Origin of the sequence: Acinetobacter sp. YH01024 (assembly GCF_013420195.1) — a bacterium.
GTDB lineage: Bacteria > Pseudomonadota > Gammaproteobacteria > Pseudomonadales > Moraxellaceae > Acinetobacter > Acinetobacter amyesii.
In genome coordinates this window covers 84,203-96,472 of the sequence record NZ_VOYQ01000001.1, presented here as the reverse complement: position 1 = coordinate 96,472, position 12,270 = coordinate 84,203, and the positions used below count along the sequence as shown (strand labels likewise).

Genomic DNA, 12,270 nt, shown 5'->3' with positions numbered 1-12,270 from the left:
TCCTAAATAGCACCCCGAAGGGTGCAATCGTCCATGCTCAAGGTGTCAAAGCTGCTTCTTGAGCTTCATACGCAGAATTGATCTGACTGATCTGCCCTTCAGTCATCTGAGCCGTGAAGGGTTCAAATCGTGAAGCCATAATTGCGTTAAGCGATTCCAAATCAGCAGCGTCGTTAATCTCACCAATAACAGCCTGAATGGATTCAGCAGGGAATGCTTGACTAGCTTTAAGTTCTTCGCGCTTGGCTTTAAACACATTCCCAATCTCAGACTTGGCAGGCTCACCAAGATTCAGGGCAGCAATATCAGCACCAATCTGATTAAGCTCATCTAGGGAGGTGGCGTTATCAATACGCTGGTAGTACGGGGTCAGGTCAATTTCTGTAGCAACCGACTCGACAGCATCTTTCTTTTTGGCCATGCGCGCTTTCAGCGATGACGATCCGCTATTTGCCTTCGTTGTACTGGTTTCTGGTGCAGTGGGAGTAATATCAATTTCCTTATCTTTTTCCTCCTCAGCAATTGCCATGCCCTTGAGCACATCCGGGAACACGTCACGCAGGGCATAGGAACGCGCACGTAGCTTTAACATGCGTTTTGGATACTGCGTCCAAGGCCCCTGTTTACCTGATAGACCTGCCTTTTTCGCATCCTCCATTGTGAATACTGAAGCAACTGGTTCTTCATTTTTCCGCTTCACAGTTACAGTGGCTTTTTGACCATCTTCGGAAATTTCCTCGCGGATGAAATCGAGCAGACCGGATCCACGAACTAGGGCAAGCATTGCATCACCCCAGATAGAAGGGCGACCATTAATCACGGCAATGTTTTGCATAGCTTGTAATGGCTGTAAGCCAATTTCAGCACCCCACTGCATAGCGACAAGGATGTTGCCAGGCTTGCGCTGGTAGTCCTTCGGCACGATGTCGGAGCCAGCCAAAAGCTCTGCAATTTGCATTGCTTCTTGAAGGTTGTTCGGAGTTAAGAAATTAACGGCAGCGTTTTGGCCTGTTTTAACAATTGAGTTCATATTCTTCTACCTTAAATCTTAATTAATGCGCAGCACGCGAGTGCTTGAAGTCTTCATAAATTGTTCGTAAATATCCGGGTGAGCGGCTTTCAGTGCTTTACTATCCAGGGTGTTGCGTTCTTGGTATTTGAATGTTGCTAGACGCTTTTCCTCAGCAATAATCATCTCCGCATCTTCCATGCGGGTGCAGATTTGTAGCTTGAGGGTATCTAACTCACCACTGGCTTCTTTGATCGTGGCGTTTAGGTCTTTATATTCAGCAATGGTTTCTACTAGATCATCATCAGCAGTTAAGGCTTGGTCAGCGTTGTGATGTGACCAACGATGTAAAACATCATCAAAAGTCGTGGGAGCAGGCGGCATGTCTGCTTGCACATGCTCAAACCAAAACTTTGAGCATTCCTCTTGAAGCATTGCGAATAGCTCAGCATCAAAAGCAATTTGATAGCTACGGAACTTCTGCCCACCAATCAGCACACCAAGTCCACACATAGATGCACCTGTATTTCCCATATACCACTGACATTGGGTGAGGTAGTAATCTGGCACCTGTTCCGATTGCTCATCGCCCCAAAGCTTTGCCAAATATTGGTTTGCAGTCTTACACTCAAGAATACGATCAGTTGTAAGCTTGCCGTCTTTAATGCGGACGTTGCCGGAGATTTCAGGGTTAATGATGGCGCGGTCAATATTGGCAATCATCCAGTCGTGTTCAGGATTTTTAATCGTGGCATTCACGCGTTGGATCTTCACACCATTTCGCTTTGCGTATTCTTTAGCAACAATATCTTCAAGCTGGTTACCCCAGTAGGCAGGCTCACTTTCAGAGTCATTCAAGTCAGCACGATTGGTCTTATCCAACCACAACTGATATGGAGACTTGTATTTGCTTAAACCTAGGATTGCAGCAACATCAGACCCACCAACACCAAGGCGACGAGAAGCAAGCCATTCTTGACGAGCGTTTTCAATTTCCTTCACATTAACTTGTGTGTTCATATCAATCCCCTTGGTACGCGCCAGGCACGTTTTTAATTGGGTGAATGGGCGAGGCTTGAACTTTTACAGTGTTTCTAACCACTGGTTTTTGATTAATTCGAGAAGCCCAACTTGCTACATTTGCATCTTCATACATATCAACCCAAACACCATTAACTAGCTTTTGATTTGGCTTTGTGTCATTACGAAAGAGACAAATCTGCCCATCTTGCAAAATATGGTGTGTTGCTAAGAGCTCAGGTTTGAGAGGTACATTCACGTCTGAAGAAACAGCAGCGACACAAAAAGAGTTAAAATTTGCTTTGATGTTCATGCTGGCACCTCATCTACAGGCAACCCCAAGGCTGCATTCAAGCGATTAACTTGAACAGCAGGAAGAATTGCTATTGCTGGTTTTTGTTCAAACTTTTCAAGCAATGATTTTGATTCAGGCCAAACTTCCCATAGCTTTTTAAAAGTGTGAACACTTTCTAGAACAGCATTCACTTCTCTGTGCATCTGATCTCGCTGAGATTTAATATCACCAACAACCTCAACAGCCTTCATAAACTCCTGAGCAACTTGCTCATCACCAACATAGAGCTTTGCACCGCTGTTATAGCGATCATAATGTCCTTTGCCGATCAATCGACTCTCACTAAGATCAACCTTGTGCTTTTGACCACCAATAGCGATGTAGAAGCTAGATGCTTTAGGGAGAAATTCTTTTGGCAGGCTCTCCATAGCGATCAAATAAGGGCCGTAAATATCAGTGTAGACCTTTTCGCCTGCTGCAATTTTGTTCTTATCCGCCGCTTGCTGTTTTGCTGTAAATGCATGGTCTAAAACAGTGTTAAGCATTGACTGACGAATTTGATTTGTTAAACGACTCATCACACACCTCCCTTAATTGCCACAACAGCCTGACGATCCATTTGTTCTGCGTGCTTATAGAAAGCCATTAGCACCAATCCAAAGAAGATTGAAATGAGCAGGGCGATAGCGAAGAAATCACCAATACGTTTTTTAGCTTTAGAGGGCTTCATTTCTTCAGCTGTAGGGTGTTGGTAAAGACGCGCAGATGTTTGGCTTTTGTTAGAAGTAAACTCTGGTGTATTGCTATGTGAAAATTGTTGTTCCATAATTGAATCACTCACGAGGTTAGGTTGTGGGTCACGCCTCAGGTTGTTTGCGCAACGCTGGGGCTTTTTGTTGTCTGTGAGATAAATATAAGAAAACTTAGTTTTATAGTCAATAGTATTTATAAGAAATCTTATTTTAATTCTTTGAAAACTTATTTTTTGTGTTTTAATAGACAAAAGAAAACCCATCACAGCGATGGGTTGGATGGAGTCATTAGAATGATTGGTATTACAAAAGAAGGTCAGTTAATAGAGGTAATGGATTCATCTCCACTAACCGGGGTGAAACTTATCGGTGTTTTAATTACTAATCCTAATGATTTAAGCGAAAACCATTTAAATATCGCTAATCACTTTTACCACAAAGATTCCCAACAACTTCATAAGTTAGTCCTAGAGGCTTTACGTATAAATCTGAATCACCACCATTTGTCGAGTGAGCAACCTTAACAACTTCATATAAAACCCCTTCGTCATTTTCATCTATTTCAATCCATTCACCTACGCGAGGATGGGTTTTGAATTGTCTAGCATAGAGTGATTTTGGTTTAGTTTCAGATATATCAATAACAATTAATTCAAGCATAAGTTCTCCACCCGATCCAAGAGCCGCTCGGGTATGCGGATTTTTATTGATTATTATTATTAGCTTTAATTAGGATTTTATCCTGATACATCTTTTCATCTGCCTCTATGACAGCTGCTGATAGGCCGTATGTTGGATTTCGCATTGCAAGACCAATTGCCGCACTAACTTCAGCTTTCGCAAAAGCATTTTGAATTCTTGTTACAAGCTTCTCGGCATTCTGAAGATTAGTTTCGATACTAAGTACAGCAAATTCATCACCACCCAAGCGAGCAACAATATCATTGCTACGTACTATGCCTTTTAAAGCTACAGCCATTCTTTTGATTAGCTCATCACCAGCAGCATGTCCTAGATTGTCATTGGTGATCTTTAGATCATTTAGGTCAATCATAAGCACAGCAGTAGGGTGACCATATCGTTTACACCGTTCTTCTTCTAACTCAACTAATCGATCCCAAGCACGACGGTTATAAAGTCCAGTCATTGGATCAGACAATGCTTCCATTTCAAAACGTTCAGCTTTACGTATATGTTCAGTTACTCTTAATTCAGCTTGAATCGTGTAACTGAGCACCTTTCCTATAAGGTCAAATAATGGAGCATCCTCAACAAGGACTTTAGACTGAGGTTCAGGGTCAATTGCACAGAGAGTGCCGAACAAGGAGCCATCTTCTTTTAAAAGAGGTTGGCCGATATAGGCTTTAATAGTGACAAGTTTATTTATTGGCGCATCTGTATAAACCGGAACGTCGGGCGAGTAAGGGGCAATGCGAGGTGCATTATTTTGCACCATGTGCCAGCAGAAGGAGTCTGCCCAATGAAACACTTGCCCTGGCTTAACGTTATAGCCATTATCTTCACTTAGTAGCACGATCCAGTCATCACCCTCCGTACGCGTAATCATCCATAACTTGAAGCCAAAGCGTTGAGATAAGAATTTTAAAATAGCTTGACCTGCTTCTTCAAAGTTCTTAAAGCTAATATTATCCATTAAGTGAACTCGCTGTTTGTACAAAGAGAGGAGCAACAAAACCATAATTTCTAAATTACAAAATTATTCATTGTAATTTGAAGCTGATTCGCTTACCAATTATTCGAAAATTTAATTCACTTTAACCCAAATTGCTGAATATTCCATAAGTTAGAGAGGAGTTTTTAAAAAAACTACAACACAAAAGGAAACCCGACATAGAGCCGGGTTAGTGATGCTTTACTTAGTTATTACAGACCTGGTCATGAGAGGTCTTAAGTCCAATATAAAGATTTAATATTTCAGAAGTAAGAAAGCTTTAGCACTGAATAGCATCTTTCTCTTTGTAGTGATCCAAAACCAAATCCATATCAGCCAAAAGCACAGCTTCAGAGTATTCACCTGGTGAGAGCTTCAACAAGTTAGGCATATAGTTTTTTTGATACTCGCGCGGGTAATCCCTGCATAAAATTTTAATCCGCACATCTTGAGTGGTGAACTCTGAATCTAACTTTTCCAGATATTTGCTAAGAATATTGTCTGAGTTCTCAAAAGCTGTAGCGGTGGCAATTGGATCTACACCTTCATCTGGTTGCTTCTGGCAGCCGGTAAAAGTCAAAGATAAGAGTAGGGTAGTGAATATCTTTGTTTTCATGGTTTGGTTTTGTTGTTATTGGTGAGTGAATTATAAGCGGAAATTGATAAAAGAAAAATCACCACTTGGAGTGGGGTGGCTAGGTTGTGAAAATTTATCGTCAAACACGATAATAAATCATCCAATAGCATTGATTAAATTTTTTAAAAACAATATCTTGTGTTGTCCTTGATAATGCTAGAAGAACTTATGCTCTCTGACGGAAATAGTAGTACATATAATAACGATTTCTATATTTTAGTTACTCTTATTTTTCTACCATTTTTTGTATTTTTGGATGGTCTTACACTGAGCTTATTTAATTTTTTTAGTGCAATTTTGCTGGCATCATGTCTTATCTGTTATTACTTCTTAGCATTTAGATATAATAAAATATATTGGTTAAAGATTTTTTTACTTATTATTTTTTTATCAATATATTTATTCTATTTTTTATTTTTCTTCTCATTTCTATACAATAAAAACAATAAATGGTCAGATGTAAGTGTTGATAATTTTAAAAAGCCATTAATTGTATGGATAGAAGACAAGTTGAAAGAATTAAAAGAGGATAAAAATTTACAAGCAAATGATATCAAAGTTGATATTACTGAGAAGAAGGAACAGATTGAATATGTAGAGGATGACTATTATGAAGAAGACTATGACGAAGTTGTTGAATATGAGGATGATGAGTCTTACTCTGATGAGTCATATAACTATTCTTCCTCAAATTCTGGTTACCATTCAGTAGAAGGATATACGCGCAGTGATGGAACGGAAGTAGGTGGTTATGTGAGAGGTAACCCTGATGGTATTGAAGAAAACAATATAGAATATATGCGTGATCACGGTGATCAAAATGGATTAGAACAAGCATATTCATTTTTAGATTAAATTTGAAAAATGGCAAAAAACCCACCGCAGGGTGGGTTGGAAGGAGTTTAGTCAGGAAGTTTTAATCCAGACCCCTTGTTTGATCAGAAATGTTCAATCCTAGTTTTTGTATTGCTATAAAGTTGGCAATAAAATATAAAATCCCAAGAATATTTAACAACATAGCAGCAAAAGCTAGATTAAAAATTATTTCTAAGTTTCTTATTTCCACAACAAAGCTAGCAGTTGGAAAAATTTGGTATGTCAAATACATGCCAGATATTATAAAAAAGTACACCAGATATGAGTTTCTAACATCTAATAAATTAGACTTAATTGCTTTGTAATAAGCATCATTTTTTACCCTATCTGGATTGAGTGTGCATAAGATACCCATGCCGATTGAAAACATGATTCCAGCAACCGTATAAATAGTATTTAAAAGAGAGGAATCAGGGGATTTTGACGCAAGAGAGCCTACAGCAACTGAAATCGCCAAAAAAATTGAAACATTAAGCAGTAGCTTTTTTACGTTCATTTTCCAATTCTCTAATAAATCTATTCATCTCTTGTGATAGCTGAGCCTCGTTGAATAGGTTTGTATCTGTAGTTTCTATAGTAACCTCTTTTGTTCTCAATATTTTTTTACCTTTGATAATTTTTTTATTATTTCTTGTTAGAAATTCAAAGTTATCCAAGTCAGCTACAGGTTTCAATAGCGCACCAAACGCTCTTCTAATTTGCTCATCATCATCTTTTTTGGGCTTTTTAAACTCAATGACCAGTTTTGCGGAGATCATCTGTTCAAGCTGATGGTCAGATATGTCCTTAGTGTCGTTTAGGGCTCCTTTAACTAAATCTAATGCAACTTTCCCAATATTGAATGTTTTGCCAAATGTGGGTTTGGCTGCATTTGGGGTAATATCTCCTCCTGTAACTGGATCTCTAACAGTAATATCCTTAATGTTTGATAGTTCAGGCATCGCATCCTCAGCCACTAAAGGATTTACCTCATACAAATCATTTAACAACCAATTTAAATAAGTTTGTAAGCGGGTAATTGTTAAATTGCCTGGCATATTTGTTATGAGAAAATTATTATTTACTGAAAAATAATAATGGTTTTTATAGATTGCCTCAGCATTCACGACACTGCTATTTAAATCAGCAATTGTGAAATGTTTCTTAGAAAACAATGTGCCATCAATATGCTGAACATTATTTCCCAAAGCTACTCTGAGCATAGTGCAGAAAATAGGATCTCCAGTAGAGCTATTTTTTGCAAAATCAGATATTAAATCTTCCTCTTTTTGCGGATCTTCTGCATTGAGAAGCATACGCCTTTCATTAACCTCTATAGATGTTTGTAGCTTGACTCTTAATTTTTCCCCAAGATCCGATTGTTTTTTATTAACGTCTGAATTAATTATTTCAAATGCACGTAATTTTGCGATAGCCATTTTAAATCCCCTAAATATCTAACCCCCGATCAAAGCCCTGCGTCGGGTTCGCAGTTTTAGAAACCTATAATCACCGATATTATTGCTACTAGCGCAGGTATGGCCTGTATGAATAAAATTTTCCGACTTGCTGTAATTGAGCCGTAGACACCGGCAACCAAAACGCAGCCAAGAAAAAAGAAGGCTAAACTTTGTTGAAGTTCTGCTGGAGCAATAGCCGCCCACAATAAGCCAGCAGCTAAAAAACCATTATAAAGCCCCATATTTTGAGCAAGTGGTTTAGTTATTTGGGCCTTTTCTGGTGTATTACCAAAGGCTTTCATCCCTTTGGGTGTCTGCCATAAAAACATTTCTAAAATCAAAATGTATACATGTAGTAGTGCAATCAAAAGAATTAGTATTTTCGAAATCATAATTTCACATCCATTTTGTAATTTTGGTTATGAAATTAACCAAAATGAGTTTTTTATCCAAAAAGCTGAATCCGCTTAAATTTCTTATTCGCCTCAATATGGCTTTTATAAAATTTATCTTTATCTTTTGAATTAACAAAATCTTGAAACGTGCTGGCTTCAAGGAGCTTATAAATAAACCTCTCGCCAGTCTTCATTTCCACTGTTAATAGATGCCACTGATAAGACACGCGGCTAATCTTGTGGGAATTGATCTCAATTGTTTGCATATCATGTTTCCCTATAGTGGATATGAGTCAGTTATTTTGATTAAACAACCCAATAACCCAAGCACATTCATGCTTGGGTAATACGTCTTAATTCATTCTTGTTCTACGCTTAGCGCGATATGTATAGCGAATACAGTCAACAACCTGACCAACAAAATGGCAATCCTCATCTAAAGGAATGATATTAGGTTGGAAGTTTGGATTTAGTGCTTGAAGGTATCTAGATCCATCAGTCTCAATTACCAATTTTTTAAATGTAGCGTCTTCAAGTCTTCTTACAACAATCATGTCACCAGACTGCATGTCACTGTAATAAACATCAGGATCAACAAGAATATAGTCACCCTCAAGGAAATCAGGATTGTTACTAATGCCTTGAACCTTTAAGTAAAAACAGTTGGTGCATTCTTCAGGAAGTGGAAGCCATTCCTCTACTTGAGACATATCGACAGCTTGAACACTGGTGAATACGCCAGCCTGAACCCATGAAAGTACTGGGGCCATCTTTGACACAACAGGTGTTACATTTCCAAAAGTGCTACAAGGCTCGCCTTTACCGGTAAGAATGTACTCAGTAGAAACACCTAATTCATTTGCTATTGCATCAAGAGAAGCTGCTTTAGGTAAATAACTATCCTTTTCCCATTCCGTGACAGCAGGCGAACTTACACCTGCAATCTTAGCTAATTGCGCTTGAGTTAATTTTTTTGAGCGTCTAAGCGCACGTATACGCTGACCAATAGTTTGATTTTCCATATAAGTTATCTTACATATTGCTTTTATAAGTTTTCTTTGATTAAATACTAAGAAATCTTATTTTTAAGGTGTGCGAAATGACCAGACAAGAAGCTTTTGAGCTACTTGGCGTTAATGGTGTTGAGTTGGCTGAAATGCTTGGAATCAAGCCGCCAGCTGTTTACCAATGGCCAGAAAATAAAATACCACTTGCACGTGAATATCAGATTCGCGACTTAGCAAGCGGAAAAGTTCCACTTAAGCGCCAAACAGAGGTGTGCTTATGAGTCTTGATAAAAAATCTACACATGTTCGCTTGTCTCCTGAGAACCATGAACGTGCAAAGGTTCTCTCAAATATCAAAGGAAAAGATCTTGCACAGTACCTTGCTTATTTACTTGAAAAAGAAATAGCAGGTGAGTGGCATGTACTTAATTTACAAGCAAAATCATTCGAGCGCTTGGGAGTATCAGCTTTGTTGCGGGATTTAAGTACAGAGGTTGAATTTCTAGAGGGATCGGAAGGGATTTGCAAGGATTTAGGCAAAGAAAAAGCCTGATGGTCTAGATCAGGCTTTTGGTAATTCAAATAACAGGAGTCATTGAATATGAAATCTAATTTAGCACAACAGCCCCAATGGGGCAAATGTCTAAGCCCTAAAAATATTCATTTCATCAGTGGTTTAACCCTTACAAGCCCCTTCGAAGGAGCTTAGAAGCTATGCGCGAATACGGAAAAGTATCACCACACTTTTGGACAGGATCGACTGGTAAACAGTTGAGACAATGTCCCGAGTCTTTAGTGGTGTCTATGTATCTAATGACTAGCCCTCACGCCAATATGTTGGGGCTTTACTACATGCCACTTTTATATGTAGCTCATGAAACAGGCTTAGGCATGGAAGGGGCTTCGAAGGGGCTTCAATGGGCTTGTGAAGCAGGTTTTTGCAGTTATGACCACGCTTCCGAAATGGTGTGGGTGCATGAAATGGCTCGCTTCCAAATTGCTGACAAATTAAAGAGTACTGATAAGCGTAGTGTTGGTGTTCAAAACGAATACAACTCTTTACCTTCAAACCCTTATCTAGCAAGCTTTTACGATAAATACAGTCAAGCTTTTTGCATGACTGAAAAACGTCAAAATACAGTTAAAAAAGTAGTTAAAAACGAAGCCCCTTCGAAGCCCCTTGCAAGCCAAGAGCAGGAACAGGAGCAGGAACAAGAGAATACACACACAAACGCGCAAGCAGATTTTTCAGGAAGCGATCATTGGAAACCAGATCTTGAACAACTGGCGATTGCCTTGAGAACCACAAAATATTCTCAACGAGTTTCTGAAATCTTAAGCATGGAAGATTTTCAATTCCATCTTGGGAATTTTAATACTCACCATGAAAACAATCACCAGCTCACTGATAACCAAAAACTTCGGAAGTTTGCACAGTGGATTTTTCAGGAATTTGAAAAACAACTGGCTAAGGCCGAGCGTGAAGTTAAAAAATCTACAGGCCGTATTTCTGCAAAACAAAATTCACGAAACGTAAACGATGCATGGGGTGAAGTTCAGCAGTACGCACCTGCCAGTGACAACGTTGAATTGGAGGATTTGGTATGAACGCATCAATCCTGAATACAAAAATTCATATGAGCACTGAGTTTTGTGAAGCTCACAAGGTTCAAAAAGTTCGAGTTGGACAAACAGCAATTTGCAAGCAATGCGCTTCAGAGATTTTAAACAAAGCTCACAAGGATCACGAGGTTGAAGTAAATCGCATGGTTCGTGAAAAGCATTTTGAAGGGGCTAAGTTACCAGCTCGTCATGCGAATAGCGGCTTCAAAGATTACATCGTAAAAAACATTGGTCAGCAAAGCGCAAAGCAACACTGCACTGCATTCACAAAAGATTTTAAGCAAGGCGTTAACCGCAATTTGATTATGGTGGGTCGTACGGGCACAGGCAAAACACATTTGGCATGCGCTGTAGCTCGGAACATCTTGGAATCACGCAAATATGCGCGTTACATCACTTCGGAAGATATGGGTAATGAGATTGCGAATGCGTGGAAAAAAGTAGATGACAATGAATCAAACGCAATTCACCGATTCACCGAATATGACCTGTTAATTCTTGATGAATATGGCTTGCATGACCGTCATGAAAATCGGTTGCAGCTTGTGCACAAAGTTTTGTATGCGCGTTATGACACAGCAAAGCCAACGATGTTGATTTCGAACATGACGATGGCTGAGTTGCAAAAGGATTTGGGGGATCGTTTATGGTCTCGTTTTCAGCATGATGGCCTGGTCACAGTGGAATGCAATTGGGCGGATCAGCGTGTAGGAGGTGGGGTGTGAAGGATAAAACCGAAGTAAATCAAATTGCAGTTTTTGAGCGCGTTATTGCGGTTTTGCAAGCCATTCAAACCACGCCAGTCGCATCAACCTCTGAACTAAGAGAACAAGTATTGCCTGATTTAAGTCTGAGAAGCGCGCAAAGGTACTTAAAAGGCTTAGAGCGTGCAGGATATGTGAGTCGGGTGCTAGATGCTGGGTGGCACAGAAGCGATGCGCGATATTTTTTAACCAAAAAGGCAAAGCAACTATTTGAGGTGATGGGATGAAAGCAAACGAATTTGTGAAAAAACATGGTTGGGATGAAACCTCCAAAATTGTTGAAGAAACGCCACTCAATTGGTGCTTTGCATGTCTGGATTTAAGGGATTTAGAGGTTAAAAGATCATACCCATCACACAGTGAATTTATATCTATTGTTGACTTGGAAAATCTGATTGCAAGTCGTGATTTGGTAGGCATTCATGGTTTGGAAAAATCAAAAGAAATCGTAGCTAATGCGCCAAGCGATGATCATTTTTACTCTTGGACTTTGGGTAATTCAGGTGTAAGAGACAAAACAGTAAATATTGGAAAGTTTCGTAAAGCCATCGCAGACGTGGAGTCATGCCAGTGAACCTAACAATCGAACAAATGCGGGAAATTGTGGCGGGTGCGCCTGAGTGGGCGGTTTTTTGGATCACTCGAAACGAGTACCACATTTCAATGCTGAGCTTTCCTAACATGACAGGGCAGCAAAGTTACTTAATTTCCGATCTACGTTCTGCCATCGCAGACCACGACCGCACGGACTATGTAAGTGACATTGCTAATCATATAGCGC

20 protein-coding genes are annotated in these 12,270 nt (G+C 39.5%); 7 read left to right on the top strand and 13 right to left on the bottom strand.

Annotation, left to right across the window (positions count from 1 at the left end):
• Positions 1 to 37: 37 nt before the first annotated feature.
• From FTT88_RS00605 to FTT88_RS00570, 8 genes are all read right to left on the bottom strand, one after another.
• Positions 38 to 1,030 (bottom strand): recombinase RecT, encoded by a 993-nt coding sequence (locus FTT88_RS00605; RefSeq protein WP_180173607.1) that lies wholly within the window; start codon positions 1,028 to 1,030, stop codon positions 38 to 40.
• Positions 1,031 to 1,048: 18 nt separating this feature from the next.
• On the bottom strand, positions 1,049 to 2,029 hold the full coding sequence (locus tag FTT88_RS00600; protein WP_180173606.1) for a YqaJ viral recombinase family protein: 981 nt from the start codon (positions 2,027 to 2,029) through the stop codon (positions 1,049 to 1,051).
• Position 2,030: 1 nt separating this feature from the next.
• On the bottom strand, positions 2,031 to 2,342 hold the full coding sequence (locus FTT88_RS00595) for a hypothetical protein (RefSeq protein ID WP_180173605.1): 312 nt from the start codon (positions 2,340 to 2,342) through the stop codon (positions 2,031 to 2,033).
• On the bottom strand, positions 2,339 to 2,902 hold the full coding sequence (locus tag FTT88_RS00590) for an Nmad5 family putative nucleotide modification protein (protein WP_180173604.1): 564 nt from the start codon (positions 2,900 to 2,902) through the stop codon (positions 2,339 to 2,341). The genes FTT88_RS00595 and FTT88_RS00590 overlap by 4 nt, the downstream gene beginning before the upstream one ends.
• A complete protein-coding gene (locus tag FTT88_RS00585) occupies positions 2,902 to 3,150 on the bottom strand; it encodes a hypothetical protein (RefSeq protein WP_180122901.1) in 249 nt (82 codons plus the stop codon). The genes FTT88_RS00590 and FTT88_RS00585 overlap by 1 nt, the downstream gene beginning before the upstream one ends.
• A 346-nt stretch (positions 3,151 to 3,496) precedes the next feature.
• Positions 3,497 to 3,736, bottom strand: coding sequence for a hypothetical protein (locus FTT88_RS00580; RefSeq protein WP_034171176.1), 240 nt, complete (start codon positions 3,734 to 3,736; stop codon positions 3,497 to 3,499).
• Between the two features lie 43 nt (positions 3,737 to 3,779).
• The gene (locus FTT88_RS00575) at positions 3,780 to 4,730 is read right to left on the bottom strand and encodes a sensor domain-containing diguanylate cyclase (protein WP_180173603.1); all 951 of its coding nucleotides are present in this window, start codon (positions 4,728 to 4,730) and stop codon (positions 3,780 to 3,782) included.
• Between the two features lie 298 nt (positions 4,731 to 5,028).
• Entirely contained in the window at positions 5,029 to 5,364 is a 336-nt protein-coding gene (locus FTT88_RS00570; RefSeq protein ID WP_180173602.1) for a hypothetical protein, read from the bottom strand.
• 174 nt (positions 5,365 to 5,538) lie between these two features.
• On the opposite strand from FTT88_RS00570, the gene FTT88_RS00565 reads away from it, so the two are divergent.
• The gene (locus FTT88_RS00565; protein ID WP_257232999.1) at positions 5,539 to 6,240 is read left to right on the top strand and encodes a hypothetical protein; all 702 of its coding nucleotides are present in this window, start codon (positions 5,539 to 5,541) and stop codon (positions 6,238 to 6,240) included.
• Between the two features lie 61 nt (positions 6,241 to 6,301).
• On the opposite strand, the gene FTT88_RS00560 is transcribed toward FTT88_RS00565, so the two are convergent.
• The 5 genes from FTT88_RS00560 to FTT88_RS00540 form a co-directional block, all read right to left on the bottom strand.
• A complete protein-coding gene (locus FTT88_RS00560; RefSeq protein ID WP_180173601.1) occupies positions 6,302 to 6,757 on the bottom strand; it encodes a hypothetical protein in 456 nt (151 codons plus the stop codon).
• Complete coding sequence (locus tag FTT88_RS00555) at positions 6,732 to 7,679, bottom strand: hypothetical protein (RefSeq protein WP_180173600.1); 948 nt, start codon at positions 7,677 to 7,679, stop codon at positions 6,732 to 6,734. The genes FTT88_RS00560 and FTT88_RS00555 overlap by 26 nt, the downstream gene beginning before the upstream one ends.
• Before the next feature lie 56 nt (positions 7,680 to 7,735).
• On the bottom strand, positions 7,736 to 8,092 hold the full coding sequence (locus FTT88_RS00550; protein WP_180113327.1) for a DUF1304 domain-containing protein: 357 nt from the start codon (positions 8,090 to 8,092) through the stop codon (positions 7,736 to 7,738).
• Between the two features lie 53 nt (positions 8,093 to 8,145).
• Positions 8,146 to 8,361 carry a KTSC domain-containing protein gene (locus FTT88_RS00545; protein WP_180113328.1) on the bottom strand — a complete coding sequence of 72 codons (216 nt, stop codon included), beginning with the start codon at positions 8,359 to 8,361 and terminating at the stop codon, positions 8,146 to 8,148.
• Positions 8,362 to 8,448: 87 nt separating this feature from the next.
• Complete coding sequence (locus tag FTT88_RS00540; RefSeq protein WP_180113329.1) at positions 8,449 to 9,117, bottom strand: LexA family transcriptional regulator; 669 nt, start codon at positions 9,115 to 9,117, stop codon at positions 8,449 to 8,451.
• A 77-nt stretch (positions 9,118 to 9,194) separates the two neighbouring features.
• Between FTT88_RS00540 and FTT88_RS00535 the strand changes: the two genes are divergently transcribed.
• The 6 genes from FTT88_RS00535 (at position 9,195) to FTT88_RS00510 (ending at position 12,063) form a co-directional block, all read left to right on the top strand.
• Positions 9,195 to 9,383 carry a Cro/CI family transcriptional regulator gene (locus FTT88_RS00535; RefSeq protein WP_180004867.1) on the top strand — a complete coding sequence of 63 codons (189 nt, stop codon included), beginning with the start codon at positions 9,195 to 9,197 and terminating at the stop codon, positions 9,381 to 9,383.
• Positions 9,380 to 9,655, top strand: a complete 276-nt coding sequence (locus FTT88_RS00530) for a hypothetical protein (protein WP_180173599.1) — start codon at positions 9,380 to 9,382, stop codon at positions 9,653 to 9,655. Before FTT88_RS00535 ends, FTT88_RS00530 begins: the two co-directional genes overlap by 4 nt.
• Before the next feature lie 161 nt (positions 9,656 to 9,816).
• A complete protein-coding gene (locus FTT88_RS00525) occupies positions 9,817 to 10,710 on the top strand; it encodes a hypothetical protein (protein WP_180173598.1) in 894 nt (297 codons plus the stop codon).
• Entirely contained in the window at positions 10,707 to 11,450 is a 744-nt protein-coding gene (locus FTT88_RS00520) for an ATP-binding protein (protein WP_180173597.1), read from the top strand. The genes FTT88_RS00525 and FTT88_RS00520 overlap by 4 nt, the downstream gene beginning before the upstream one ends.
• On the top strand, positions 11,447 to 11,716 hold the full coding sequence (locus tag FTT88_RS00515) for a winged helix-turn-helix domain-containing protein (RefSeq protein ID WP_180173596.1): 270 nt from the start codon (positions 11,447 to 11,449) through the stop codon (positions 11,714 to 11,716). Before FTT88_RS00520 ends, FTT88_RS00515 begins: the two co-directional genes overlap by 4 nt.
• Positions 11,713 to 12,063: a hypothetical protein gene (locus tag FTT88_RS00510; RefSeq protein ID WP_180005152.1), complete on the top strand. Its 351-nt coding sequence runs from the start codon at positions 11,713 to 11,715 to the stop codon at positions 12,061 to 12,063. The genes FTT88_RS00515 and FTT88_RS00510 overlap by 4 nt, the downstream gene beginning before the upstream one ends.
• The last annotated feature ends 207 nt before the right edge of the window (positions 12,064 to 12,270 follow it).

Coding starts and splice junctions, on each gene's coding strand:
- FTT88_RS00605 (WP_180173607.1), bottom strand. CDS start 1,030: ATGAACTCAATTGTTAAAACAGGCCAAAACGCTGCCGTTAATTTCTTA.
- FTT88_RS00600 (WP_180173606.1), bottom strand. CDS start 2,029: ATGAACACACAAGTTAATGTGAAGGAAATTGAAAACGCTCGTCAAGAA.
- FTT88_RS00595 (WP_180173605.1), bottom strand. CDS start 2,342: ATGAACATCAAAGCAAATTTTAACTCTTTTTGTGTCGCTGCTGTTTCT.
- FTT88_RS00590 (WP_180173604.1), bottom strand. CDS start 2,902: ATGAGTCGTTTAACAAATCAAATTCGTCAGTCAATGCTTAACACTGTT.
- FTT88_RS00585 (WP_180122901.1), bottom strand. CDS start 3,150: ATGGAACAACAATTTTCACATAGCAATACACCAGAGTTTACTTCTAAC.
- FTT88_RS00580 (WP_034171176.1), bottom strand. CDS start 3,736: ATGCTTGAATTAATTGTTATTGATATATCTGAAACTAAACCAAAATCA.
- FTT88_RS00575 (WP_180173603.1), bottom strand. CDS start 4,730: ATGGATAATATTAGCTTTAAGAACTTTGAAGAAGCAGGTCAAGCTATT.
- FTT88_RS00570 (WP_180173602.1), bottom strand. CDS start 5,364: ATGAAAACAAAGATATTCACTACCCTACTCTTATCTTTGACTTTTACC.
- FTT88_RS00565 (WP_257232999.1), top strand. CDS start 5,539: ATGCTAGAAGAACTTATGCTCTCTGACGGAAATAGTAGTACATATAAT.
- FTT88_RS00560 (WP_180173601.1), bottom strand. CDS start 6,757: ATGAACGTAAAAAAGCTACTGCTTAATGTTTCAATTTTTTTGGCGATT.
- FTT88_RS00555 (WP_180173600.1), bottom strand. CDS start 7,679: ATGGCTATCGCAAAATTACGTGCATTTGAAATAATTAATTCAGACGTT.
- FTT88_RS00550 (WP_180113327.1), bottom strand. CDS start 8,092: ATGATTTCGAAAATACTAATTCTTTTGATTGCACTACTACATGTATAC.
- FTT88_RS00545 (WP_180113328.1), bottom strand. CDS start 8,361: ATGCAAACAATTGAGATCAATTCCCACAAGATTAGCCGCGTGTCTTAT.
- FTT88_RS00540 (WP_180113329.1), bottom strand. CDS start 9,117: ATGGAAAATCAAACTATTGGTCAGCGTATACGTGCGCTTAGACGCTCA.
- FTT88_RS00535 (WP_180004867.1), top strand. CDS start 9,195: ATGACCAGACAAGAAGCTTTTGAGCTACTTGGCGTTAATGGTGTTGAG.
- FTT88_RS00530 (WP_180173599.1), top strand. CDS start 9,380: ATGAGTCTTGATAAAAAATCTACACATGTTCGCTTGTCTCCTGAGAAC.
- FTT88_RS00525 (WP_180173598.1), top strand. CDS start 9,817: ATGCGCGAATACGGAAAAGTATCACCACACTTTTGGACAGGATCGACT.
- FTT88_RS00520 (WP_180173597.1), top strand. CDS start 10,707: ATGAACGCATCAATCCTGAATACAAAAATTCATATGAGCACTGAGTTT.
- FTT88_RS00510 (WP_180005152.1), top strand. CDS start 11,713: ATGAAAGCAAACGAATTTGTGAAAAAACATGGTTGGGATGAAACCTCC.